The following is a 23,899-nucleotide window of genomic DNA, read 5'->3' on the forward strand; positions in this document are numbered from 1 at the left end:
CTAAAAAGAACTGTAGAAAGGGGTACTACACATGACGAATGAACAAATGATCGAGGAAATCCTCGATAAAATGAACATCATCAACCGCGGTGCGATCAAGGCGGAAGAATATAACAAAGCCGATGCATCGGCCGTGAAAGAGATTTACGACTACGTGATGAACCGGTCATCACTCTCGATCTCTGAAGTCGACGGTCTCGTCGAAGAACTTGGCCAATTGACGTAACCAAAAGGAGTGGACCCGCGCGGGTCCACTCCTTTTTTTATAGGCCGGCGTATCGCCGATTGAATTCGATCAACGCTTCTTTAGCCGCGATCTGCTCGGCTTCTTTCTTCGAACGACCGATCCCTTCGCCGACGATATCGTCACTGAGACGAGCGTGGGAGACGAATTCACGGCTATGGGCCGGACCGCGTTCTTCGATGATCGTATACGTGACCGGGCCGAGCCCTTCGCGCTGTACACTCTCTTGAAGTTGACTCTTATAATCGGTCTGCTCTTCAAACACACCGGCTAAGACTTTCGGAAAAACCGCTTCGGCGAGGAACTGTTCTACTGGTTCGATCCCTTGGTCAAGGTAGAGGGCGGCGATGTATGATTCGAACACATCGGCGAGTAACGCGGGACGTTTCCGTCCGCCCGTCAGCTCTTCCCCTTTTCCAAGCAAGATAAAATCAGAGAAAGCGTAGGCTTCGGCAAAGTTCACGAGCGACGGCTCACAAACGATGGCCGCCCGTAACTTCGTTAATTCCCCCTCGGAGCGCTCCGGATACGTCTCATATAAAAACCGGGACACTGTCAACTCGAGCACCGCGTCTCCTAAAAACTCTAACCGTTCATTGTCTTTTTTCAAGCCGCGTTGTTCATTGACATATGATGAATGGGTGAACGCCTGCATTAACAGTTCTTGGTTCGTAAACTTCACACCGAGCCGTTCCTCGAGTGCCGTGAACTTCTCCACGATGCGTGCTCGCTCCACTTCATTTCGTCGGCGTCTTTGCGCCGACCCTTGACGGTCGAACCGTCGCTTATCCTTTGTCATAAGTCCCTCCGTGTATAAGCACAAGCCCACCGCTCATTATGAGCGGTGGGAGGCTTGATTACAATTTTGTTTCGATGTAAGACACGACGTCGCCCACAGTTGCAAGCTTCTCGGCATCTTCGTCTTCGATAGTGATATCGAACTTGTCTTCAAGGTCCATGACCATTTCCATCACTTCGAGCGAGTCCGCACCGAGGTCGTCTTTAAATGATTTTTCGGCTGTGATTTCAGAAACGTCTTTCCCGAGTTTCTCTGCTACTGCTGCTTGTACGTCTACTAAGATTTGTTCTTTTGTCATGATAAAATCCCTCCAAAGTAAATTATATTAAATGTACTACAATTGGTAAAGTTCTGTTTTTACGCCATCGTCATGCCGCCGTCGACGGCGATCGTCTGCCCGGTCACATAAGCGGCCTCGCTTGACGCGAGAAACGAGACGATGCTCGCCACGTCTTCGACTTGGCCGAAGCGATTGAACGGAATTTGTCCGAGCGTCGCTTCGCGCTGCGCGTCTGTCAACGCACCCGTCATGTCGGTCTCGATAAAGCCCGGACAGACCGCGTTCACCGTCACGTGACGGGCCGCGAGCTCGCGCGCCACCGATTTCGTGAGTCCGATGAGTCCAGCTTTCGCTGCCGCATAGTTCGCTTGTCCGGCGTTCCCCGTGATTCCGACGACCGAGGCGATGTTGATGATGCGCCCTGATTTCGACTTGAGGAGCGGACGCGTCGCCGCTTGCGACGTCAAGAACGCGCCTTTCAAATTCGTTGCGAGCACATCGTCAAAGTCGGTCTCTTTCATGCGCATGAGCAGACCGTCTCGTGTGATCCCGGCGTTGTTGACGAGGCAATCCAAACGGCCGAACGTATCGACTGCCGTCTTGACGAGTGCTTTCACATCGTCAGCGTTCGAGACGTCCGCTTTGACGGCGATCGCCTCGCTGCCCGCTGCTTCAATGGCTGCAACGACTGCTTTTGCTTGCTCGACACTACCCGAGTAATTGACGACGACTCGAAAGCCGTCTTCCCCTAAACGCTTCGCGATGGCGGCCCCGATACCCCGGGACGCACCCGTCACGATTGCTACTTGGTCATGCACGCACTTCTCCCCCTAACGCTGCAACCTCTTCTAACGTCGTCACTTGTTTAAGTGTCACGTTTTTATCGATTCGTTTGATGAGCCCGGACAACGGTGACGTCGAACCGAACTCGATGAACGTATCGACCCCCTCAGCAATCGCTTTCCGGACACAGTCCTCAAACCGGACCGAGGCGTACAGTTGCTCGGTGAGAAGCGCCTTTAGTTTCTCGGCGTCAGTATGGACCGCCGCGTCGACGTTCGAAATGATCCCAATCGTCGCATCTTTGAACGGTGACGATGCGAGCACATCTTTAAACCGTGTCGCAGCAGGCATCATATACGAGCTATGAAACGCGCCTGACACGTCTAGCGGCAACACGCGTTTCGCCCCAGCCTGTTTTAAGTCTGTCTCTGCTTGTTTGACCGCGTCGACGTGACCCGAAATGACGAACTGGCCCGGACAGTTGTAATTGGCGATTTGTACAAGGTTTCCGCTGGCACTGATCTTCTCGGTCAAGTGGAACGCTTCTGCGACATCGGTCATGCCGATGACCGCTGCCATCGTTCCGTCCTTCACCTCGGACATGAGCTTACCGCGCTCACGTACGAGCACACACGCTTCTTCGAGATCGATGACGCCCGCGACGACGAGTGCCGCATACTCACCGACACTATGGCCAATCACGACGTCCGGTTTGGCACCGGTCTTCCCGTGTGCGAGCGCGAGCAGCGCCGCGTGCGCCACGATGGCAGGTTGTGCGACTTCCGTTTGTTGAAGCTCTTCTTTTGATCCGGCCGCCATGACGTCGAGCAAATCAAATCCGAGTCGACGATCGATCGCTTGCATCTGTTCAGGATCGTCTAAGAACGTTTGACCCATACCGACTGTTTGTGACCCTTGGCCGGGAAATATCCACGCTTCTCTCATGTACTCACCTTCTTTACGTTAGTCTGTTGCTTTCGCTTGTTTGATCTTCGCGACGACATCATGGTCAACCATGATTTTCGCCTGTTTGAGCGCACTCATGATGGCTAGTGCGTCACTCGACCCATGCGCTTTGATGACGGGGGCGTTGATTCCGAACAAGCCCGCACCACCTTGCTCACGATAATCTAATGTTTGTTTCAAGTTTTTCAGTTTCGGTTTTAAGACGAGAGCGGCAAGCTTCGAGACAATATCGCTCGTGAACTGTTCTTTCAACATTTTCATGAGCATTGACGAAGCACCCTCCACACCTTTCAACAAAATGTTTCCGGCAAATCCTTCTGTCACGATGACATCAACGTCACCTGACATCGCCTCGCGGGCCTCGACGTTTCCGACGAAGTGGACCGGAGCCTGTTCGAGGAGGGGGAACGCTTCTTTCGTCAGCGCGTTTCCTTTCCCAGCCTCCGTCCCAATGTTTAGGAGCGCGACACGTGGGCGCTTGATGCCGCGGACGTGCTCGGCGTAAAGCGAACCCATGATCGCGTAATCAACCAAATGTTCTGCCTTAGCGTCCGGATTGGCCCCGACGTCTAAGACGACGACACCGCTACCCGTATATGTAGGGAACGTTGGCGACAGTGCCGGACGTTCGATTCCAGGAATCCGACCGATGACAAAAAGCGAAACCGCCATGAGCGCCCCGGTGTTCCCGGCCGATACGAGTCCATCTGCTTTCCCGTCTTTGACGAGCTGAGCCGCTACGACGAGCGAGCTGTCTTTCTTCCGGCGAACCGCCCGGACCGGTTCATCTTCGCCTGTGATGACTTCGCTCGCAGGAACGATTGTAATCCGTGGGTCGGTCAACCCGTAGGACGCAAGCTTCACTCCATCACCGACTAGAAACAGTTCCATCTGCTCGTCCGGAAAACGTTCAGCAAATTGTTTTACGCCGTCCACGATTGCTTTTGGGGCATGATCCCCACCCATTGCATCAATTGCTAACTTCATACTTGTTCCTCCTCACCGCGACGATAAATCGTGAAGTCTCCGCTAAAGACACACTCTTCGCCGACATAACTATCCACTGAGACGTCCGTCCGTCCGTCTCGACGCAGTTTGACAACACGAGCCTTGGCAACGACTCGCTCTCCGAGATGAACTTGGCGACTAAACCGGATTTCCGCTTTAGTGGTCAACGCCAGTTCGTCGTCGATGAGCGCCACCGCTAACGAGTTGGCCTGAGCGAACAAAACGTGTCCACGGGCGATCTCGTTGCGGCTAAAGACGTGTTCTCTTTCCATGTCGAGAACCGAGATGGCCGATTCGTCGAGTTTCAAGTCAATCATATCACCGATGACCTCGCTCATTGCGAGCGACTTCACTTCATCGAGGTGCTCTGAAGCAACATGCTTGATCCGTTCCCGGACTTCAGGAATTTTAAGCTCCATCCGATCAAGACGGATCGTTTGAATGCTGACGGCGAACTGCTTCGACAGTTCGTCGTCTTTAATGAACGGGTTATGTTCAATCGTTTCTTGCAGTAAGCGTTGCCGCTCCTTCTTAGGTACCCGCATTCAGTTCCCTCCTAAACTCTTCCCTAAAGAACTTAATACCTGGTACTAATAGCAGTATATATTCTTTAGTTTTAATTTTCAAGTGTTATTCTAACCTTTCGCCGACAAGTAAGTCGAGTCGCTTCAAGTATTGACGCAGCGGTCTGTACGAGGACTCCTGCCAAAACGTCTCGCTGCCGAGCAAGCGGACGGCGTCTTGCATCGCCACTTCCATCACTTTGAGGTCGAGCACCGGGTCGGCGACACGGAAACTCGGCAACCCGCTTTGGGCTGTCCCAAAGAAGTCGCCGGCGCCGCGGAGTTCTAAATCTTTTTCCGCTAACACGAATCCGTCGTTCGTCTCCGTCATCGTCTTCAAGCGGAGCTTCCCGACATCAGACTTCGGGTCTCCTACTAATATACAATAAGATTGATGTGCGCCTCGACCGACGCGTCCCCGTAACTGATGGAGCTGGGCCAAACCGAACCGTTCCGCATCGTGGATCACGATGAGCGAGGCGTTCGGCACGTTCACCCCGACCTCGACGACCGTCGTCGACACGAGAATTTGCAGGGAGTTGTCAGCGAACGCCTTCATCACTTCATCTTTCTCGGCACTCGACAGTTTTCCGTGCATGAGTCCGACCGCATAGTTCGGGAATCGCTCATTGAGTAAATGATACAACTCGGTTGCGCTCTCGACTTCGAGCGTATCGGATTCCTCGATCAATGGCGCGATGACGTACGCTTGACGTCCGAGTGACAGTTCGCGCTCGACCATCACATGCACCCGGTCGATTTGATCCGTTTTCGCCCAATACGTCTCGATCGGCTTCCGGCCTGCCGGCATCTCATCGATTGTCGACACATCCATCTCCCCGAACGCGCTGATCGCGAGCGTCCGCGGAATCGGCGTCGCCGTCATATACAAGACGTCCGCAAGATCAGCCTTGTCTCGTAACATTTTCCGCTGCTCGACGCCGAACCGGTGTTGCTCATCCGTGATCGCCAAGTGCAGACGCGAAAACTCAACCGGCCCTTGAATCAAGGCGTGCGTGCCGACGATGATGTCGACGTCACCGGCTTTGATCGCTTCGAGCAACGTAGCGCGCGCCTTCCCTTTGACCGAACTCGTCAATAAGGCGACACGGATCCCGTACGGCTCGAACAGTTGTTCAAGCGAAGCGACATGCTGCTCGGCCAAAATTTCGGTCGGCACCATGAGCGCGCCTTGATAACCCGCGTTCACTGTCGCATACAAGGCGATCGCGGCAACGACTGTCTTCCCGCTCCCGACATCCCCTTGCAACAGGCGATTCATGCGTTCGGGCTTCTCGATATCACTCACGATCTCACGAATGACGCGCGTCTGTGCACCCGTCAACGGGAAAGCGAGCCGCTTGACGAACTCGTTGAGTTGCGTTTTTTCGAGCGTGAGCGCCCTCCCTTTCCCGGAACGTTCCATCTTTCGAAACGCCTGAAGCTTCAATTGATAAAGCAGGCATTCTTCGTACACATAACTGCGGCGCGCTTGTTTGTACATCTCGATCGAATCAGGGAAATGCATCCCTCTGAGCATCGACGCCCGGTTCTCCAAGCGGTAACGCAAGCGGATTGATTCCGGCAGCCGGTCCTCAAACGTCGTCGTCTGATCGAAGGCGAGTTTGACGATTCGACTGAAATTCTTTTGCGTCAATCCGGCACGAAGCGAATAGATCGGCTGTAATCCGTCCGCGAGCTCACCGAACTCGAGATCGGTCGCACTGATCGTCATCCGGTTCATATCCCATTTCCCTTTGACCGTCACCGTCGCACCAAGCGCCAGTTTGTCTTTATAGAAAGCGCGGTTGAACATCGTCACATGGACGACGTAGCGCTCTTCTAACAACAGCCGGAACTGAAGTCGATTTTTGCCTTTACTATAATAGCGGACGAGCGGTTCCGCTTGAACGGTCCCACTCCATTTGACCAGGTCCCCGTGGACTGCCGTCGTCACGGTGCCGCTGTTATAATTTTCATAACGAAACGGGACGTGCTCTAGCACGTCCTCGATTCGTTCGAGACCCATCGTCTCTAGTTTTTTGGCCATCTCTGGCCCGACCCCTCGGAGCGTCGTCAACGCGTCACTGTTTGGCATTTTCTTTCTCTCCAAAAATATTGCGTTCGATCCGACGTGCTGTCGGTGTATTGGCGAGTCCGCCCCGTGCCGTCTCTTTCAAGGCGGTCGGCATCATTTGACCGATCTCGTACATCGCTGAGATGACTTCATCGCACGGGATGCGGGACGTGATGCCCGCGAGCGCCATATCAGCCGCGACGACCGCGTTCGCCCCACCCATGGCGTTCCGTTTGACGCAAGGTACTTCGACAAGACCCGCTACCGGATCGCAGACGAGCCCGAGCATGTTTTTCAAGGCGATCGCAAACGCCGTCGCCGACTGTTCCGGCGTCCCGCCGGCCGCTTCGACGATGGCTGCTGCAGCCATACCGGTCGCGGAACCGACTTCGGCCTGACAGCCTCCGGCCGCACCCGAAATCGAGGCGTTGTTCGCGACGACGAATCCGAACGCGCCCGAGGTGAATAAATACCGAATCATCGCATCGCGGTCCATCTCGAGACGGTCCTTGACCGCAAATAGCGTCCCCGGTACGACCCCGGCGCTCCCCGCCGTCGGTGTCGCGCAAATCCGTCCCATCGCCGCATTCACTTCGTTCGTGCCAATCGCTTTGGCGACGGCATCTAAAATCAAGTCACCGGCAAGTGATTTGCCCGATCGGACATAGTCTTGCATGAGCACGGCGTCATTCCCAGTCAGCCCCGTCACAGACGTCACGCCTTGCATCGCCCGCTCGACCGCTTCTTCCATCACTTCAAGGTTACGTTCCATCATCGCCATGACCTCTTCTCGTGTCGAGCGTCTGACGTGGACTTCTTGCTCGATCATCACTTCAGAGATCGGGATGTCTCGTTCCGTTGCCGTCCGTACTAATTCTTCTACTGATTTAAACATAGTCGTTTCTCCTTATTCCCCAAAGATGGCTACCCGTTCGATTTGAGGTAACCGTTCCAGTTCCGCTAATACATCTTTTGGCATCGGTTCATCCATTTCAATCGCCATCAAGGCTTGCTTGCCTTTTTCATGACGGCTCACTTCCATATGCCCGATGTTCAGTTCGTGCTTGGCGAGTATGCCCGTCACGGCCGCGATCGCCCCGAAGCGATCGTGATGCAAGACGACAAGTGCCGGTCCACCGCCGGAAAGCTTGAGCGGGAATCCGTTCAATTCGGTGATTTCAATCGTGCCACCGCCAATCGAGATCCCAACGATCTCAAACGTCCCCTCCGCGTCCTCGAGATGAACCCGGGCCGTGTTCGGATGATCCGTGAGCGCGTCGCTCGTCTCAAAGACGACTTCGATCCCCCGCTCTTTCGCGATGTCGAGCGCTTGCGGGATGCGCAGATCGAACGTATCGAACCCCATGATGCCTCCGACGATGGCGACGTCCGTCCCATGACCTCGATACGTGTCGGCGAACGACCCGTAAAACGTGATCCGCGCGAGGTCCGGCGTTCGGCCGAACAGTTTGCCGGCCATAAGACCGATGCGTGCGGCTCCGGCCGTATGCGAACTCGATGGTCCGACCATGACCGGCCCGATAATATCAAACACACTGCGATATTTCATCGCATTTCCCCCTTTCAAAAAAACCCTACCTTCATTATACAGAAGGCAGGGCTGAGATACAGCTTATTCCACACTAAAAATGTAGGAGTAGAGCGGTTGTTTACCGTCGTGAACTTCGATTTCAATCTCATCGTTCTTCGATTCGATGTAAGCCGAGAGTGTTGCGACATCTTCCGCCGACGAACCTTCGCCCGTCAAGATCGTGACAATCTCATCATCCGCGTCCACAAGTGCATCTACGAGCGCTTTTGCCGCTTCTAGACTCGATTTTGATGATGCGACGATTTTCTTCTCAGCAATCGCCATATGATCATCTTTACGAATCTCGACACCGTCGATACTCGTGTCACGGACAGCGTATGTCACTTGTCCTGACTTGACCGTAGTTGCGGCCGTCTTCATGACCGACTCGTTCGTCTCGACATCCGCTTCAGGATTGAACGCGATGGCAGCCGCTAGTCCTTGTGGTACCGTCTTCGTCGGAATGACCGAGACGCCGCAAGGTGCGACCGATGCCGCTTGCTCAGCGGCCATGATGATGTTCGAGTTGTTCGGGAAGATGAAGACGTGCTCGGCGTTCGCCGCTTCAATCGCTTTGACGATGTCTTCCGTCGACGGGTTCATCGTCTGCCCGCCTTCGATGACATGTGCGGCACCGAGCGAACGGAACAGTTCACTGACACCTTCACCCATGGCGACGGTGACGATCGCGTAAGGCACTTTCGCTTTGACGGCAGTCGCTTGAACGCCGTGCTGGTTGGCACCGTGCTCTTCTTCAAGAATCGTCGAATGCTGTTGACGCATGTTCTCGATCTTGACTGCGACAAGCTCACCAAAACGTTGTCCTTTCGTGATGACGTCGCCCGGCGTCTCGACGTGAACGTGGACTTTGAGCAACTCTTCGTCGGCGACGACAAGGAGAGAGTCTCCGAGTTCAGACAGCTCGTTACGGAACACGTCCTCATCGAACGGAGTCTGTTTCAACTTTTCGTCTTGGAAACGGACCATGATCTCCGTGCAATATCCAAATTCGATATCTTCCGTCGACATGAAACCTTGCGCAGCATGGTGTTCTGCCTCAACGAGGGCATCCATGACCGGTGCGTGCGGCTTCTCGAGCTCTTTCCCTTCAAGGCTCGCGAGGAACCCTTCATAGATGACGAGGAGACCTTGACCGCCTGAGTCGACGACACCGACTTCTTTTAAGACCGGCAACAAATCAGGTGTCCGTTCGAGCGAAGCTTTCGCTTCCGTGATCACTTGCTCCATGAACTCATTGAAGTCGCTCGTCGACTCAGAGGCACGGAGCGCTTCGTCGGCCGCTTCACGAGCAACCGTCAAAATCGTTCCTTCAACCGGTTTCATAACCGCCTTGTATGCCGTGTCGACGCCACGTTTGAGTGCCTCGGCAAAGTCGAGTGTCGATAATTCTGTCTTTCCTTCGATTGATTTACCGAAACCACGGAATAATTGGCTTAAAATAACACCCGAATTCCCACGGGCCCCCATAAGTAGACCGCGGGCAAACTTTGATGACACGTCAGCGATATTCGCCGTGTTGAGTGCGGCCACTTCCTTCGCACCTGAAGTCATCGTCAAATTCATGTTCGTTCCCGTGTCGCCGTCTGGGACCGGGAAGACGTTAAGCGAATCCACGTAATCTGCATTTTGGCTCAAGTTGGCTGCACCGTTTGCGACCATCTGCGCAAACACCAATCCATCTAAACGTTTTAACCCCACACCAAATCCTCCTTCGTTCTCGTCAGTCATTCGTCAGACGAACGCCTTGTACGAATATATTTACCGACGAAACGTTTAATCCTAAAGTTTCACCGAGCGTGTATTTTACACGACTTTGCACGTTGTACGCGACTTCCGACACTTTCGTCCCGTAGCTCACGATGATGTGCATATCGATATGTACGTCTTCTCCATCTTGACGTACGACAACGCCACGCGCATAGTTCTCACGTTTGAGCAGTTCTGCGATCCCGTCTTTCAGTTGAGCTTGTGACGCCATTCCTACGACGCCGAAACATTCCATCGCCGCACCGCCCGCGAGTGTCGCGACCACGTCGTTCGTGATATCAATATTGCCATATGTTGTCTTCATTTCAATTGCCATATGGAGTAGCCTCCTTTATTCGGAATGATTCCTACAGTATATTCTACAATAAGTACCTAGTTATTAAAAGGACATGCCCCTAAACTCGGTCAATTGTAACCGCAACCCTCATTCATTATTAAAATCCTCATCCGTAATGTCAAGTTTTTTTCTTGTCATCCGGTTATTTTCTAGTTGCATCGTGAAAAAACCCATGCTAATATAAACGAGTGTCTATTAGGACGAACCCACATAAAAAAGGAGGGGAAACGCATGGCACGTAAATGCTACGTAACAGGTAAGTCACCTAAGTCAGGTAACAACCGTTCGCACGCACTCAACAAGACAAAACGTACTTGGGGTGTAAACGTACAAAAAGTTCGCATTCTCGTTGACGGTAAACCTAAACGAGTTTGGGTTTCAGCTCGCGCTCTTAAATCAGGTCTCGTTGAACGCGTATAATTACCATACACGAACGAAATAAATCCCAGCGGCATGCGCCGATGGGATTTTTTTTGTTTATTTCTTTATATACATAATCAAGACGTTGCCGCTATGAACGAGCAAGTCCGCCTCTTCCGCCGACCACTCGTTTGAGATCGTCAGCGCCTCATGGCTGACGACGTCATGGTTCTCGAGCGGGTACTTGACGCCACGAATCGAGACCGAGGCCCGTTTCCAAGGTACGAGCGACAAGTAATGGTCAGGACGACGCGGGAGACGATAGTCCCCTTTTCCGACGAGGCGGACTTCTTGCCCGTCTGCGAACAACCGCATCTCGGGGTACGCCTCGAGCAGACCGACGTTGCTGAGCGTCATATCGAGTCTGCCTCCGAGTGCACCGTACACGTCGATCACGTCCGCCCCTTTCCCTCGTGCCGCCTCGAGAGCGATCTCAAGGTCGGTCACGTCTTTTTCAGACGGATAACGGACAGCTTCCTCCGGCACGGTGCCTGTGAACGAATCAAAGTCACCGACGAGCAGGTCCGGCTTCATCCCACGGTCGAGCAGCGTATGATAGCCGCCGTCGACGCCGATGACGTAATCGGCGTTCCGAGGAAGCTCAGGGACCGCTTCCGGGCTCGCAGCCACAATCAAGACGCGCATTATCTGATGTCCCGTGTCGCGAGCGTCGCGAAGCGCGGCGCCGACGTGAACAAGATCACGATCACGACCGCCGAGACGAGGAACGACGGCAACATATACGTCAAGTTATAGCCGAGCGAGTACAAGACGACCGGTCCTTCCGCATACTCGGCGAAGAAGACGATGCCGGAGACGACGTGCGCAACATATCGGAGCGCCGAGCCGATCAACGCCCCGAGAATCAAATAGAACGTGAGCGTTTTCTTGGCGCCGTCTTTTGCCGACTGTTTGACTTGACCGGCGAAGATACCGGCGACTCCGACGAGGCCGTAGGCGACCGTGTAGTCGAGTAAAAACTGGACCGGTGTGAAGATATAGGCCCCAAATAACAGTTGTAGCGTCCCGACAAGCGCGCCTGTCGCGAGTCCGCCTCTCAATCCATGCCGATACGCCATCACGAGAATCGGCAGCATCGCCAGGCTGACTGCTCCGCCTTGCGGCAACCGATATGGGATGAGCATGTCAAAGATCAGTCCGAGCGAGGCGAACAGCGAGATTTCAATGAGCGCCTGTAGTTTTAAACGTTGTTTCATCTTATTCCCTCCTTGATATGAGTGAACGACAAAAAGCAGCATGACGTAAACGCCATGCTGCTATCGTGTAGCAACGTGCATTTTCGCCACATCCCTACGTCCGTGTGAACGGAACAGGTTCAAAGGGTTAGCTCATGCCTCTCAGCCACAGATGTGACACCCCTTGCGACAATATTTGTTGTTCTACAGACGATTATACACGAGACGCGTTGCGAATGCTATCGATTGCGTCTTTATAGCTCGGTTCGTTATAGATGGCCGAACCGGCAACGAGGACGTCAGCACCTGCGTCGATACAAAGTTTTGCCGTCGCAGGATTTACCCCGCCATCGATCTCGATTTCGAAGTCGAGACGACGCGCTTGGCGCATCTCGCTGAGCGCCGCGATCTTCGGGACGACCGCTTCGATGAACGCTTGGCCGCCAAAGCCAGGGTTCACGGTCATGAGCAACACCATATCGACATCACCGAGCACGTGCTCGATTGACGACAACGGTGTATGTGGGTTCAAGACGACACCACACTTAGCGCCGGCTCCTTTGATTTGTTGCAATACGCGATGCAAATGGTTTGTCGCCTCGACATGGACCGTGACGATATCGGCGCCTGCTTGAACGAAGTCCTCGACGAACCGTTCCGGCTGGTCGATCATCAAATGGACGTCTAATACCATGTCCGACTTGTCACGCAAACTTTTGAGTACCGGCAGTCCAATCGAGATGTTCGGCACGAACTGACCGTCCATGACGTCAAAATGAATGTAATCGGCCCCTGCTTCTTGGACCGCTTTGACCTCTGCCTCAAGGTTGGCAAAATCGGCCGACAGGATCGATGGTGCGATTTTAATCATGTTAGTACCTCCGTTGTCTATCTTTTAATTCCTCCATAAACGTAACATAGTTCGCATAGCGGGTGGAAGCGATTTCTCCGGCCTCGACCGCCGCTTTGACGGCACAACCTGGCTCGTTCAAATGGGCGCAACCACGGAATTTACAGTCATCGTGCCGCAAGACGAATTCAGGGAAACACCAACGCATCTCCTCGACTTCAAGTTCTTCCGGGAACTCAAGACTCGAGAATCCAGGTGTATCGGCGACGAACCCGTCCGCGAGTGTGATGAGCGTGACGTGACGCGTCGTATGCTTCCCGCGGCCAAGCGCTTTCGAAATCTTACCAGTCGCGAGTTCAAGCTCCGGTGCGACCGCGTTCAGCAACGAACTCTTCCCGACGCCGGTCTGTCCGGCGAATACGCTCGTCTTGTCTTTGAACGCACTGCGGATGAGCTCGATCCCAGCTCCGTCTTCGGTCGACGTCTCAATGACTTGATAGCCGATCGAACGGTATAGCGCTGCCGCCGCACTAATTTTTTCCTTTTCAGCTTCTAGCAACAAGTCCATCTTCGTCAACACGATGATCGGGTGAACTTGCTTCGATTCGATCAAAATGAGAAAGCGGTCAAGCAAATGAAACGAGAACGCCGGCTCTTTCACGGAAAAGAGCAGAAACGCCTGATCGATGTTGGCGATCGGCGGACGGACGAGATGGTTCGACCGCTCATCGACAGCCATGATGTAGCCGGTCCCGTCCCCTTGGTCTTGAATATCGACGTCGTCCCCGACGACGGGCGAAATGTTTCGGTTCCGGAAGTTTCCCCGGGCGCGACATCTGATTTCAACTTTCGTTTCGGTCATGACATCATAAAATCCACCTTGCAAGCGAATAATCGTTCCTTTCATCCTGTTTCCTCCTTAGAAAAGAGGTGACGCGCACGCCACCTCTTCATTGTGAATCTTTTGCTTGGGCGTATGTCACCGTATCGGTCCGAACGACTTCTCCCTCGACTTCAATCGTCGCGGTACCGACTTCGTCCGGAGCAATGACGAGCGTATAGGAATACGTCGTCGTTTCTGTGATCATATCACGCAACACTTCGATCTCACCACGGGCATCGACGGTACGGATGACGACTTCGACCGGCTCCGCCTCTTCACCTTCTGCCGGCGGTTCGATTTCGACGTCCACTTCTCGCTCGATCGAGATGTCGGTCGGCTCGACCCCTTGTGAGACGATGACCGTCAGTTCCGTTCCCGGATCGACCGCCGTCCCTGACGTCGGAAGTTGACGAATGATTTGATTCGCCGGGATGCTCGTCGAATACTCATCGCGTTTCACGATTTTCAAGTTGTTTTGCTCGGCGTAAGTTGACGCCTCTTCGAACGTATAGCCTGTCAAATTGGCGAGCTCGATTTTGTTGCTTCCGGTCGAGACGACGAGCGTGACCGTCTCTTCCGACGCGATAACTTCCTCACCTGGCGTGATCGACTGCGAAATCACATCTCCGCTGTCGACCGTTTCGGACGATTCGGATTGGATTTCAATATCTGTGAAATCAAGATCTTTCAACGTTCGTTCCGCTGCTGTTTGCGACAATCCCTCGACGTCAGGCATCTCGACCGTCTCTTTTCCAGCGGACACGACGATGGTGACGACCGTTCCGCGCTTCGGCTTCCGTCCAGGTTGCGGGTTTTGCGAAATCACGTCGCCTTCAGACACGTTGTCACTCACCCGGTCTGTCGTCTCAACGATGAATCCGGATGCTTCCAGTTCAGTCGTCGCATCACCGACGCTCATACCGACGACATCAGGCACGACGGCACGTGACATTTCATCTGCAACCACATACGCGGCAACCCCGCCACCAATTAATAAAAGAACGAGCACTAGCCAGAGCCACCACTTCTTTTTCTTTTGTTTCTTCGGTGTCGCCGATTCCGGTTCGACTGCAGCTGCCGGCTGCTTGACGACTTCTTTCGGTTCTTCCGGAACGACAGGTGCCATGACGAGCGTCTGATCAAATTCGTCTTGTTCTGTCGGCATCCGTTTCGGTTCGTCCGCGCGGTCTGAGCTGAGCGACGTCAAGCAGTCTTTTTTAAAAGCAGCAACCGAGGCATGTCGTGCCCCCGGCGATTTGGCGAGCGCCTGCATAATACAGTTCTCAAGCGCTTGTGGAATTTTAGGGTTCAAGTCGAGCGGTCGGATCGGATCATCTTGCAAATGTTGTAACGCGACCGCGACCGGCGTCTCACCGATGAACGGGACTCGTCCTGTCACAAGTTCGTATAGCACCGCACCGAGCGAATAAATGTCTGACTTCTCATCGGCAAACTTGCCACGCGCTTGTTCCGGAGAGAAGTAGTGGACCGACCCGAGGACTGACATCGTATGGGTCAGCGTCGCGTTCGACATGGCCACGGCAATCCCGAAATCGGTCACTTTGACGTTCCCGTTTTGGTCGATCATCATGTTTTGCGGTTTGATATCCCGATGAATGATGCGATGGGCATGGGCATGATCGATCGCATCACAGATCTGTCCCATGATCCGTAACGCTTCCTCGATTGATATGTACTCTTCCTGTAAATATTGTTTGAGCGTCATACCATCGACATGTTCCATGACGATGTAATAAATGTCTTGTTCATCTCCGACGTCATAAATGGCGACGATGTTTGGATGGTTCAGACTGGTTGCCGCATGGGCTTCTCGTTCGAACCGGCGTATAAATTGTTCGTTATGCGAGAATTCAGATCGTAACACCTTAATGGCGACGGTTCGGTTTAAAATCTCATCGTGAGCCCGGTAGACATTTGCCATGCCGCCGCTACCGATTTGTTGTTCGATCCGATAACGATCGTTGATTCGTTCTCCACTTCGCATCGGATTCATCCTCTCTTTCTATCTGTGAATTGGACGAGCGCCACAGTGATGTTGTCGCTCCCACCCAATCGGTTGGCTTGATCGATCAACATGTCCGCCTTAGCGTCCGCAGAGATGGGACGAGTTAAGGCGTGTTTGATGGCTTCATCTGTCAGGTGAGTCGTCAAGCCATCCGTACAGATTAAAATCGTGTCGAACTCGGGGTCGGCAAACACTTGCAGATCAGGTTCGACGTGCTCTTTTGAGCCGATCGCACGGGTGATAATATTTCGTTTCGGGTGGATCCGCATTTCTTCTTCCGTCAATTCCCCAAGTTGTTTTAGCACGTTGACGTAAGAATGGTCTTCCGTCAATTGTTGGAGTGTTCCGCCACGAAGGGCGTAGACGCGGCTATCGCCGATGTGCACGATGACAATCGTTTCGTCATGCCAACAGACGCCAGCGATGGTCGTCCCCATCATGACGAGATTAGACTGCTTCGCGAATTCAAGCACTTGCTCATTTGCCAGCTCCACGTTATCACGGAACCACGTCTCCATCGCTAACGGTGTGGCCGGAAGCGTCGGAAAGGCGCGACGAAACTGCTCGATGACGAGCCCGCTCGCGACCTCTCCTGCTTCATGCCCCCCCATGCCGTCGGCGACGAGGGCGATCCCGGCATGCTCGTCCCCTAAAATCAAGACGGCATCCTCGTTTTGAGCCCTCACCTGCCCACGGTCGGTTCGGTATGCTAATTCCATCTTCCTGATTACCTCGTTTCTTGTTCGCGCTCCTTCGCTCGAAGCTGCCCGCAAGCCGCATCGATGTCCGAACCTTGTTCGCGACGAATTGTCACGTTCACTTTTCGATCTTTGAGCACTTTTTCAAAGGCAAAAATTTGATTACGTGGCGTGCGCACATAGTCGCGCTCAAGCACATGGTTGACTGGAATCAAGTTGACGTGGCATTTGACGCCTTTCAACAAGTCGGCAAGCTTGTGGGCATCCTCTTCTGTATCGTTGACGCCACCGAACAAACCGTATTCAAACGTGATACGACGTCCACTCTTCTCCGTGTAATAGTTGACGGCTTCCATCAACTTGTCCAAGTTATAGGCACGGTTGATCGGCATGAGACGTGTCCGAACTTCCGTCGACGCCGCATGAAGCGAAATCGCAAAGTTAATGCGCATCCCTTCGTCGGCGAACTTGTAGATTTTCGGCACGATTCCGCTCGTTGAGACGGTGATGTGGCGTGAACCGATGTTCAAACCGTCATCGTGGTTGACCGTGCGCAAGAAACGCATCAATTCGTCATAGTTGTCAAACGGTTCGCCGATTCCCATGACGACGATCGAGTCGACACGTTCACCGCTCACGTCGAGCGCCCGTTGAACATCTAATACTTGAGCCGTGATTTCTCCGGCTTCAAGGTTACGTTTCAACCCGCCGAGCGTCGATGCACAGAACGTACAGCCGATGCGGCATCCGACTTGTGTCGTGACACAGACCGAGTTGCCGTATTCGTGGCGCATGAGTACCGTCTCGATCGAGTAACCGTCTTGGAGCTCGAACAAGAACTTGATCGTTCCGTCTTGTGATTCCTGGCGGACGAGTTCTTTTAACGTCGTCAACTGGAACGAAGCATCGAGTTTTTCACGAAGCGGTTTCGACAAGTTCGTCATATCATCGAATGACGTCACCCGTTTGACATACATCCAGTCATATAACTGTTTCGCGCGGAACGACTTTTCTCCTGCATCGATGAGCCATTGTTGGAGTTCAGGGTATGTGAGCGAATATAAAGACGGCTTGGCACCGACTAATGGGGTTTTTTCAACTGCTTTTGGATTCATGTTTATACCTCTTTCTTAAATGCGGCGATGTAGAAGCCGTCCGTTCCGAACGTCGTCGGAAGTAGTTTGAGTTCGGCGCGGTCCGATGACACCATCGGACGTAACACTTCAGGAAGACGATCTCGGAGTGTTTCATCCCACGTCAATCCGTTCGACAATATATAGTCGGCCTGCCGTTCATTTTCAGACGGGTCGATTGTACATGTCGAGTACACTAGCGTACCACCTTGCTTCAGTAGTGGCAAGACAGCGTCAATAATTTCACGTTGGATGATCGGCAGTCCAGAAAGGGATTCTTTGTCCTTCGTCCATTTAATATCTGGCTTGCGGCGAATGACACCTAGACCCGAGCACGGGACATCGAGCAAGATGCGGTCAAAGCTCTCGCGTTCGAACTCATCTCCGGCGTCTCGGGCATCGAGGGCTAGTGCGGTCACTCCATCGATTTGCAATCGCTTCACTTGTCGTTCGATCAGTTTTGCCTTATGAGGGTGAAGGTCGAGCGCCACGAGCGTCCCGCCGTCCATCCGTTCGGCGGTGTGCATCGCTTTTCCGCCTGGCGCGGCACACGCGTCGAGCACGCGTTCGGTCTTCTCGGCACTGAGCGCGTCGGCGACGATCATCGAGCTCTCATCTTGAATCGACAAAAGTCCTGCGTCGATAAACGGCGTCGTATGAACGTTTCCGGACTCGATAACGAGACCGTCTGACGATAGATCAGAACGTGACGCTTGTACGCCTGACTCGGCGAGGCGTTCGATCATCTCGTCGACCGTGATTTGTTTGCGGTTGACGCGAACTGTCACCGGGGCCGGCTCGTTGTTCAACTTGCACATCGCCTCTGTCGCCTCAATCCCGTACGTGTTGATCCAATCCGCGACGAGCCAGTCGGGATGACTGTGCTCGATCGCGATCCGTTCGGCGTCAGGAAGCCCGCTCAAATCTGGGAACCCGTCACGGGTGACGTTGCGCAACACGCCGTTGACGAACTTGCCGATGCCGGAGTGCCCACGTTTTTTGGCGATCTCGACCGCCTCGTGTAAGACGGCCCGGTCCGGCACTTTGTCCAAATAGAACAGTTGATACACGCTCATCCGAAGGAGCGGTAAGACGAAACTGTCCAGTTTTTTCGGGTTTTGGACACGCTTCTCCAATATATAATCAAGCGTCCGCTTCCGCCCGAGCGTTCCGTAGACGAGCTCTGTGTAAAGTCCCACGTCTTTTGAAGCTAGCTTTTTTTGGTTTAATAAATCGTTGACCGCGATCGTCGAATAGGCTCCGCCTTGTTCGATTTTGATCAGCGTATCAAGCGCTGCTTGTCTTACGTTCATGTCACCCTCCTAATTGGTCGCCCACTTGCAGCTTTTGTCCGGCACCGCGCATGAACGTGGCACCGTCCATCCGTTTTTTTCCGGCCGGCTGTAACTCTGTCACTTTGATGGCGACGTCATTTCCAGTCGCGACCACAAACCCATCCTCTTCAAGCCGGACGATTGTGCCCGCCTCACCGCTCCCGCTCGTCTTCTCGCTCGCGAACACTTTCACCCGCTCGCCCGCGATCAATGTATACGCCGTCGGGAACGGGTTCATGCCACGAATGTGGTTGAAGATCGATGCACCCGGCTGCGACCAGTCCAGCTGTTCGCGGTCCCGGCTAATGTTCGGTGCGAACGTGACGTCACGTTCGTCTTGCGGTACCGCTTCGATCCAGCCTTCTAAAAAGGCTGGCAACGTCTTGATCAACAGATCAGACCCTGCGACGGCAAGTTTGTCGAACAGCGTACCGACCGTGTCTGTCTCTTCGATCGGGACGATCGTGTTCGCGATCATGTCACCTGCATCCAATTTATCGACCATGTACATGATCGTGACGCCCGTTTCTGTCTCTCCGTCCAAAATCGCTTGATGGATCGGTGCGCCCCCCCGGTATTTTGGAAGGAGCGAGGCGTGCACGTTGATCGCGCCATATGTCGGAGCCTCTAACAGTTCACTCGGCACGATTTGCCCGTAAGCCGCCGTCACAATCAAATCGGGTTCAAGCGCCAAAATATCCTCGTAATCGGTGCGGACTTTGATCGGCTGCAATACCGGGATGTTATGACGGAGCGCACACTCTTTGACCGGTGTCGGTTTGAGCTCACGCTTGCGACCGACCGGTTTGTCCGGCTGCGAGACAACACCTACGACATTGTATCCTTCTTCGAGCAAGCGCTCAAGTACGGATACGGCGAACGCCGGTGTGCCCATGAAGACGATCCGCTTGTCGGTTCCGGGCTTAGGAACGGCGAGTTTATCGGTGAACAGGACGCCGTCTAAATGGTCGATCTCGTGTTGGATGGCGCGCGCGAAGAAGCCGCTTGCTTTCACTTCTTGAAAGCGCCCTTTCATGTCTTGCGTCTTGACGACGATCGACTCATGTCGTTCGACGAATCCGAACTCACCTGGGATGCTCAAGCAACCTTCTAATCCGACGGCTTTGCCTGCGGTCGAAATGATCTCTGGATTGATCAATACGAGCGGACCTGTTTCGTCGTCAGTATGGACGACGGCAAGGCGCTGGTTCAAATTGACTTGCGGCGCGGCCACACCGACGCCATCATACTCATACATCGTGTCAAACAGCCGGTCGACCGTCTGGCGCAACTTCTTGTCAAACTTTGTCACCGGGTCACAGTTGACCCGCAAAATCTCATTTGGAATTTCGACTACTTTATACATTTCGTTCCACCTCACATGAAGACGTATGGATTTACATCTATACTCAATTGATATTCTTTTTTGCTGATTGCTTTCGCCCGCGCTTGTTGCAGCATGGCGAGAACGGGATATAACGCTTCCGGTTGTTTCGTCTTGATGAACAGCTGGTAGCGATACAAGTTTTTTAGTTTCGATAACGGTGCCGGCATCGGTCCGTTCAGCCGGGACTGCTCGACGTGCGCTGCCGCAAAATCGGCGGCGAACAGGTCGGCCTCGGCTTGCGCGACGAGCGGATTCTCAGCCGCGAACGTGACGAGCGTCACGTACCAGTAAGGCGGATGGTTGCCGACTTGTCTGAGTTTCATCTCGCGCTCGAAAAACGACTCATAATCATGCCCACTCGCCGTCTCGATGACATAATGGTCCGGATTGTACGTCTGGACGTACGCCTCACCCGGTAAACTTCCACGTCCGGCTCGTCCGGCGACTTGGGTGACGAGTTGGAACGTGCGTTCGGTCGCCCGAAAGTCGGGCATACCGAGCGTCGCATCGGCCGCGAGCACGCCGACGAGCGTGACGTTCGGAAAATCGAGCCCTTTGGCAATCATCTGGGTACCGAGCAGGATGTCGGCCTCGCCGTCCTCAAACCGTTTCAACAGCTGTTCGTGCGACCCTTTACGCGACGTCGTATCCTGGTCCATGCGGATGATCCGTGCTTCCGGGATTCGGTTCAACAGCTCGGTCTCGATCTTTTGCGTGCCGGTGCCGAACTGTTTGATCTTTTTACTGTCGCACGTCGGGCATTTCGGCGGCATCCCGATCTCATAGCCACAATAGTGGCATTTGAGCCGGTCGCCGTGCTGATGATACGTCAAGTTGACGGCGCAATGTGGGCAGGTCAGCCCTTCCCCACAATCACGGCACATGACGAACGTCGTGAACCCGCGGCGATTGAGCAAGATGACACATTGTTCTTTCTTCGCAATCCGGTCATTGATGGCCAGAAATAAGTCTTCCGAGAACATCGTCGTGTTCCCTTTCGCGAGTTCGCGGCGCATATCGACAATATGGACGGGCGGCATCTTGCCGCCGTAGCGTTCACTCAAATGCAAATAGCGATAGACGCCTTTTTGGGCGCGGGCGTAAGACTCGAGCGACGGTGTCGCGCTTCCGAGCACGACCGGACAACCGTGATGACGGGCTCGCCAAATTGCGACGTCGCGCGCATGATAGCGTGGATTTTCTTCTTGTTTATACGTCGTCTCATGCTCTTCGTCTAGGATGAGCAGGCCGATGTGTTCGAGCGGAGCAAAAATGGCCGATCGGGCGCCGACGACGACGTCGACTTCCCGTCGCTTGATTTTCCGCCACTCATCATACTTCTCGCCTTGCGACAAGGCGCTATGGAGGACGGCGACGCGATCGCCAAAACGGCGTTTGAACCGTTTGACCATCATCGGTGTCAAGCTGATCTCCGGAACGAGCAGGACGGCTTGCTTCCCGTCATCGACGACTTGGCCGATCGACTCGAGATACACTTCGGTCTTTCCGCTTCCGGTCACGCCGTGGAGCAACAACGTCTCACCGGCTTCGGCCTCGCGAATCGCGCGCACCGCTTCCGTTTGACTGTCATTCAGTTGGACATCATCGATCACTTGTTCGATCGAAGCGTACGGGTCTCGATTCAATTCGACTTCGGTCACTTTGACGGCACCGAGCGTCTCGAGCTTTTGCAGCTGGGGGCGCGTCAATCCGATTTGACGGAGCGACGACCAGTACATACGAGGCACGTCTTCAAGCAGACGGACCGCCTCGAGCTGTTTTTTGGCACGCGCCGGGACGACGCTCGCATCCTTCAACTCGATCAACAAGTCGGTTTTGACCGTTCGTTTCTCTTTTAGCACCGGTGAAAGCGACAAGTCCCCTTTTTTGGCCATGGCCAAAATCAACGACTGGACTTCTTTTGGGTACTCCGACAAGTGTGTGCCGGCCCGAACACCCTCAGGAAGTGACTCCCCTTTGATCGCTTTATCGTAGCTGACTTTCAGCGCCGCCGGCAACATGGCGAGCAGTGCCGACGAGCGGAAGCAAAGCGTCGTCTGTTTCACGTGCGTCGACAGTTCGAGCAACTCTTCGGTCAAAGACGACTCTTCGTCAAGAAGCGCTTCGAGCGGTTTTAACCCTTCCCGTGTTCCGTCCGACACCCCTGTCACGATGCCGAGTAACCGTCTCGATCCGAACGGTACCGATACGCGCATACCTGGCTCGATCAACGACTCGAACTGGACCGGGACCTCATAGTCAAACGGTCGGTCGATCGTGATGACCGGAGCATCAACGTGGACGTGAGCAATCATCGTAAACCTTCCTTAAAGTAGGCGAGCAACTCGTGGGCGAGACGTTGTTTGCTCTGCCGCGGCAGACGGACAGATGAGCCATCCGCTCGGAATAAGACGACTTCGTTGTCGTCAGACCGGAAACCGATGTCTCGCTTCGACACGTCGTTCGCGACCAAGAAGTCGACGTTTTTACGCTCGAGTTTAGCCCGGGCATGGTCTTCAAGCTGCTCTGTCTCGGCAGCGAATCCGACGAGGAGCTGATGCGTCTTCTTCGTTCCGAGCTCTTTTAAAATATCGGTCGTCTCCTCGAGCTCGATCGTCAACGGGCCGTGGACTTTTTTATGTTTCTCGGTGTGGACCGTCTTCGGACGATAGTCAGCGACCGCCGCCGACTTGATGACGATGTCTTGCGTCGCAAATCGCTCGAGCACCGTCTCGAGCATCTGTTGTCCCGACTCGACCGCGATCGCGGTCACCCCGTCTGGGACCGGGACTTGGAGCGGGCCGTGGACGAGCGTCACGTTCGCGCCCATATCTCGCGCCGCCTCAGCAAGGGCGACTCCCATCTTCCCGGATGAATCGTTGGATAAAAACCGGACCGGGTCGATACGCTCGACCGTGGGACCAGCCGTGATCAAGACGTGCTTTTCAAGCAAGTGTTTCGGGACGAACTGGCTCGCGATGATGCGGACGAGATCTTCCGATTCAGGCAGACGTCCGCCGCCAATCCAGCCGCAGGCCAGATTGCCGACACCCGGCTCGATGATTTGATAGCCGTATGATTTGAGCGTCTCGATATTTCGGCGGGTCGCCGGATGTTCGAGCATGTTGACGTTCATCGCCGGAGACACGATGACGGGACATTTCGCTGCTAAGATCGAGGTCGTGATGAAGTCGTCGGCGATTCCGTTAGCAAGTTTAGCGATGATATTCGCCGTCGCCGGGGCGACGACGATCAAATCACTCGTATCAACGACATCGATGTGGGCGATCTTCGTCGGGTCGTGCTCTTCGAACACGTCCGAATAGATCGGATTGCGACTGAGTGCTTGAAACGTCGCCTTTCCGACGAACTGCTCAGCCGATGCTGTCATCGCCACGCGGACGTTCGCGCCTGCTTGAACGAGTTTTGACGTGAGTGCGCACGCCTTATATGCAGCGATACCGCCGCTCACACAAAGCAAGATGTTCCGGTCGTTCAACATTCACATTTCTCCCCTTTATAGACAATGAGACCCA

At 54.0% G+C, this 23,899-nt stretch carries 24 protein-coding genes, 1 pseudogene and 1 riboswitch; of the genes and pseudogenes, 2 read left to right on the forward strand and 23 right to left on the reverse strand.

Annotation, left to right across the window (positions count from 1 at the left end; all coding sequences use genetic code 11):
• Window positions 1–31: 31 nt before the first annotated feature.
• Window positions 32–226 carry a DUF1128 family protein gene (locus tag EVJ26_RS01025; RefSeq protein ID WP_016509709.1) on the forward strand — a complete coding sequence of 65 codons (195 nt, stop codon included), beginning with the start codon at window positions 32–34 and terminating at the stop codon, window positions 224–226.
• A gap of 37 nt (window positions 227–263) precedes the next feature.
• Here EVJ26_RS01025 and rnc read toward each other — a convergent pair whose 3' ends face one another.
• The 11 genes from rnc to EVJ26_RS01080 form a co-directional block, all read right to left on the reverse strand.
• On the reverse strand, window positions 264–980 hold the full coding sequence (gene rnc / locus EVJ26_RS01030) for a ribonuclease III (RefSeq protein ID WP_370250773.1): 717 nt from the start codon (window positions 978–980) through the stop codon (window positions 264–266).
• Window positions 981–1,101: 121 nt separating this feature from the next.
• Complete coding sequence (acpP, locus tag EVJ26_RS01035; protein ID WP_016509693.1) at window positions 1,102–1,341, reverse strand: acyl carrier protein; 240 nt, start codon at window positions 1,339–1,341, stop codon at window positions 1,102–1,104.
• A gap of 59 nt (window positions 1,342–1,400) precedes the next feature.
• A complete protein-coding gene (gene fabG, locus EVJ26_RS01040) occupies window positions 1,401–2,141 on the reverse strand; it encodes a 3-oxoacyl-[acyl-carrier-protein] reductase (protein WP_070327516.1) in 741 nt (246 codons plus the stop codon).
• The gene (gene fabD / locus EVJ26_RS01045) at window positions 2,134–3,051 is read right to left on the reverse strand and encodes an ACP S-malonyltransferase (RefSeq protein ID WP_070327517.1); all 918 of its coding nucleotides are present in this window, start codon (window positions 3,049–3,051) and stop codon (window positions 2,134–2,136) included. Before fabD ends, fabG begins: the two co-directional genes overlap by 8 nt.
• 18 nt (window positions 3,052–3,069) lie before the next feature.
• Window positions 3,070–4,059 (reverse strand): phosphate acyltransferase PlsX, encoded by a 990-nt coding sequence (gene plsX, locus EVJ26_RS01050; protein ID WP_131456228.1) that lies wholly within the window; start codon window positions 4,057–4,059, stop codon window positions 3,070–3,072.
• Window positions 4,056–4,625: a transcription factor FapR gene (gene fapR, locus EVJ26_RS01055; RefSeq protein WP_016509712.1), complete on the reverse strand. Its 570-nt coding sequence runs from the start codon at window positions 4,623–4,625 to the stop codon at window positions 4,056–4,058. The genes plsX and fapR overlap by 4 nt, the downstream gene beginning before the upstream one ends.
• A gap of 85 nt (window positions 4,626–4,710) precedes the next feature.
• Complete coding sequence (gene recG, locus EVJ26_RS01060; protein ID WP_131456230.1) at window positions 4,711–6,741, reverse strand: ATP-dependent DNA helicase RecG; 2,031 nt, start codon at window positions 6,739–6,741, stop codon at window positions 4,711–4,713.
• Complete coding sequence (sdaAA, locus tag EVJ26_RS01065; RefSeq protein ID WP_131456232.1) at window positions 6,728–7,615, reverse strand: L-serine ammonia-lyase, iron-sulfur-dependent, subunit alpha; 888 nt, start codon at window positions 7,613–7,615, stop codon at window positions 6,728–6,730. Before sdaAA ends, recG begins: the two co-directional genes overlap by 14 nt.
• A gap of 12 nt (window positions 7,616–7,627) precedes the next feature.
• On the reverse strand, window positions 7,628–8,290 hold the full coding sequence (gene sdaAB / locus EVJ26_RS01070; protein ID WP_035386362.1) for an L-serine ammonia-lyase, iron-sulfur-dependent subunit beta: 663 nt from the start codon (window positions 8,288–8,290) through the stop codon (window positions 7,628–7,630).
• Window positions 8,291–8,353: 63 nt separating this feature from the next.
• Window positions 8,354–10,030 carry a DAK2 domain-containing protein gene (locus tag EVJ26_RS01075; protein ID WP_201738304.1) on the reverse strand — a complete coding sequence of 559 codons (1,677 nt, stop codon included), beginning with the start codon at window positions 10,028–10,030 and terminating at the stop codon, window positions 8,354–8,356.
• Window positions 10,031–10,052: 22 nt separating this feature from the next.
• Window positions 10,053–10,415, reverse strand: a complete 363-nt coding sequence (locus EVJ26_RS01080; RefSeq protein ID WP_016509701.1) for an Asp23/Gls24 family envelope stress response protein — start codon at window positions 10,413–10,415, stop codon at window positions 10,053–10,055.
• 252 nt (window positions 10,416–10,667) lie between these two features.
• On the opposite strand from EVJ26_RS01080, the gene rpmB reads away from it, so the two are divergent.
• The gene (gene rpmB, locus EVJ26_RS01085) at window positions 10,668–10,856 is read left to right on the forward strand and encodes a 50S ribosomal protein L28 (protein ID WP_015881349.1); all 189 of its coding nucleotides are present in this window, start codon (window positions 10,668–10,670) and stop codon (window positions 10,854–10,856) included.
• A gap of 57 nt (window positions 10,857–10,913) precedes the next feature.
• Here the strand turns inward: rpmB and EVJ26_RS01090 are convergent, their stop codons facing one another.
• The 12 genes and pseudogenes from EVJ26_RS01090 to coaBC all read right to left on the reverse strand — a co-directional run bounded on the left by EVJ26_RS01090 (window position 10,914) and on the right by coaBC (window position 23,865).
• A complete protein-coding gene (locus tag EVJ26_RS01090) occupies window positions 10,914–11,501 on the reverse strand; it encodes a thiamine diphosphokinase (protein WP_070327523.1) in 588 nt (195 codons plus the stop codon).
• Window positions 11,501–12,073 (reverse strand): energy-coupled thiamine transporter ThiT, encoded by a 573-nt coding sequence (gene thiT / locus EVJ26_RS01095; protein ID WP_236633994.1) that lies wholly within the window; start codon window positions 12,071–12,073, stop codon window positions 11,501–11,503. The genes EVJ26_RS01090 and thiT overlap by 1 nt, the downstream gene beginning before the upstream one ends.
• Window positions 12,074–12,147: 74 nt before the next feature.
• A riboswitch (TPP riboswitch) is annotated at window positions 12,148–12,247 on the reverse strand.
• Window positions 12,248–12,266: 19 nt separating this feature from the next.
• Entirely contained in the window at window positions 12,267–12,923 is a 657-nt protein-coding gene (gene rpe, locus EVJ26_RS01100; RefSeq protein WP_070327525.1) for a ribulose-phosphate 3-epimerase, read from the reverse strand.
• Between the two features lies 1 nt (window position 12,924).
• Complete coding sequence (gene rsgA / locus EVJ26_RS01105) at window positions 12,925–13,809, reverse strand: ribosome small subunit-dependent GTPase A (protein WP_070327526.1); 885 nt, start codon at window positions 13,807–13,809, stop codon at window positions 12,925–12,927.
• 43 nt (window positions 13,810–13,852) lie between these two features.
• Complete coding sequence (pknB, locus tag EVJ26_RS01110) at window positions 13,853–15,790, reverse strand: Stk1 family PASTA domain-containing Ser/Thr kinase (RefSeq protein WP_131469612.1); 1,938 nt, start codon at window positions 15,788–15,790, stop codon at window positions 13,853–13,855.
• 5 nt (window positions 15,791–15,795) lie between these two features.
• Entirely contained in the window at window positions 15,796–16,530 is a 735-nt protein-coding gene (locus tag EVJ26_RS01115) for a Stp1/IreP family PP2C-type Ser/Thr phosphatase (protein WP_070327528.1), read from the reverse strand.
• Window positions 16,531–16,538: 8 nt separating this feature from the next.
• Window positions 16,539–17,624 carry a dual-specificity RNA methyltransferase RlmN gene (gene rlmN, locus EVJ26_RS01120; protein ID WP_131469613.1) on the reverse strand — a complete coding sequence of 362 codons (1,086 nt, stop codon included), beginning with the start codon at window positions 17,622–17,624 and terminating at the stop codon, window positions 16,539–16,541.
• Between the two features lie 2 nt (window positions 17,625–17,626).
• The gene (gene rsmB / locus EVJ26_RS01125) at window positions 17,627–18,955 is read right to left on the reverse strand and encodes a 16S rRNA (cytosine(967)-C(5))-methyltransferase RsmB (RefSeq protein ID WP_131456240.1); all 1,329 of its coding nucleotides are present in this window, start codon (window positions 18,953–18,955) and stop codon (window positions 17,627–17,629) included.
• 1 nt (window position 18,956) lies between these two features.
• Entirely contained in the window at window positions 18,957–19,928 is a 972-nt protein-coding gene (fmt, locus tag EVJ26_RS01130) for a methionyl-tRNA formyltransferase (protein WP_255417542.1), read from the reverse strand.
• Window positions 19,914–20,342: pseudogene (gene def / locus EVJ26_RS14505) on the reverse strand (peptide deformylase); the annotation flags it as partial. The gene fmt and the pseudogene def, both read right to left, overlap by 15 nt.
• Before the next feature lie 11 nt (window positions 20,343–20,353).
• Complete coding sequence (priA, locus tag EVJ26_RS01135) at window positions 20,354–22,678, reverse strand: primosomal protein N' (RefSeq protein WP_070327531.1); 2,325 nt, start codon at window positions 22,676–22,678, stop codon at window positions 20,354–20,356.
• Window positions 22,675–23,865, reverse strand: coding sequence for a bifunctional phosphopantothenoylcysteine decarboxylase/phosphopantothenate--cysteine ligase CoaBC (gene coaBC, locus EVJ26_RS01140; RefSeq protein ID WP_131469614.1), 1,191 nt, complete (start codon window positions 23,863–23,865; stop codon window positions 22,675–22,677). Before coaBC ends, priA begins: the two co-directional genes overlap by 4 nt.
• Window positions 23,866–23,899: the final 34 nt, after the last annotated feature.

This window comes from Exiguobacterium sp. SH3S1 (genome assembly GCF_004337105.1).
Taxonomy (GTDB): Bacteria; Bacillota; Bacilli; order Exiguobacteriales; family Exiguobacteriaceae; genus Exiguobacterium; species Exiguobacterium aurantiacum_A.

Bases quoted from the DNA above. Each gene is read 5' to 3' on its own strand.
- thiT (WP_236633994.1), bottom strand. From the start codon at position 12,073: ATGAAACAACGTTTAAAACTACAGGCGCTCATTGAAATCTCGCTGTTC.
- fabD (WP_070327517.1), bottom strand. From the start codon at position 3,051: ATGAGAGAAGCGTGGATATTTCCCGGCCAAGGGTCACAAACAGTCGGT.
- EVJ26_RS01080 (WP_016509701.1), bottom strand. From the start codon at position 10,415: ATGGCAATTGAAATGAAGACAACATATGGCAATATTGATATCACGAAC.
- coaBC (WP_131469614.1), bottom strand. From the start codon at position 23,865: ATGTTGAACGACCGGAACATCTTGCTTTGTGTGAGCGGCGGTATCGCT.
- plsX (WP_131456228.1), bottom strand. From the start codon at position 4,059: ATGAAGTTAGCAATTGATGCAATGGGTGGGGATCATGCCCCAAAAGCA.
- EVJ26_RS01025 (WP_016509709.1), top strand. From the start codon at position 32: ATGACGAATGAACAAATGATCGAGGAAATCCTCGATAAAATGAACATC.
- rsmB (WP_131456240.1), bottom strand. From the start codon at position 18,955: ATGAACGTAAGACAAGCAGCGCTTGATACGCTGATCAAAATCGAACAA.
- pknB (WP_131469612.1), bottom strand. From the start codon at position 15,790: ATGCGAAGTGGAGAACGAATCAACGATCGTTATCGGATCGAACAACAA.
- rpmB (WP_015881349.1), top strand. From the start codon at position 10,668: ATGGCACGTAAATGCTACGTAACAGGTAAGTCACCTAAGTCAGGTAAC.
- EVJ26_RS01090 (WP_070327523.1), bottom strand. From the start codon at position 11,501: ATGCGCGTCTTGATTGTGGCTGCGAGCCCGGAAGCGGTCCCTGAGCTT.
- sdaAA (WP_131456232.1), bottom strand. From the start codon at position 7,615: ATGTTTAAATCAGTAGAAGAATTAGTACGGACGGCAACGGAACGAGAC.
- rsgA (WP_070327526.1), bottom strand. From the start codon at position 13,809: ATGAAAGGAACGATTATTCGCTTGCAAGGTGGATTTTATGATGTCATG.
- rpe (WP_070327525.1), bottom strand. From the start codon at position 12,923: ATGATTAAAATCGCACCATCGATCCTGTCGGCCGATTTTGCCAACCTT.
- acpP (WP_016509693.1), bottom strand. From the start codon at position 1,341: ATGACAAAAGAACAAATCTTAGTAGACGTACAAGCAGCAGTAGCAGAG.
- recG (WP_131456230.1), bottom strand. From the start codon at position 6,741: ATGCCAAACAGTGACGCGTTGACGACGCTCCGAGGGGTCGGGCCAGAG.
- EVJ26_RS01115 (WP_070327528.1), bottom strand. From the start codon at position 16,530: ATGGAATTAGCATACCGAACCGACCGTGGGCAGGTGAGGGCTCAAAAC.
- priA (WP_070327531.1), bottom strand. From the start codon at position 22,678: ATGATTGCTCACGTCCACGTTGATGCTCCGGTCATCACGATCGACCGA.
- rlmN (WP_131469613.1), bottom strand. From the start codon at position 17,624: ATGAATCCAAAAGCAGTTGAAAAAACCCCATTAGTCGGTGCCAAGCCG.
- sdaAB (WP_035386362.1), bottom strand. From the start codon at position 8,290: ATGAAATATCGCAGTGTGTTTGATATTATCGGGCCGGTCATGGTCGGA.
- fapR (WP_016509712.1), bottom strand. From the start codon at position 4,625: ATGCGGGTACCTAAGAAGGAGCGGCAACGCTTACTGCAAGAAACGATT.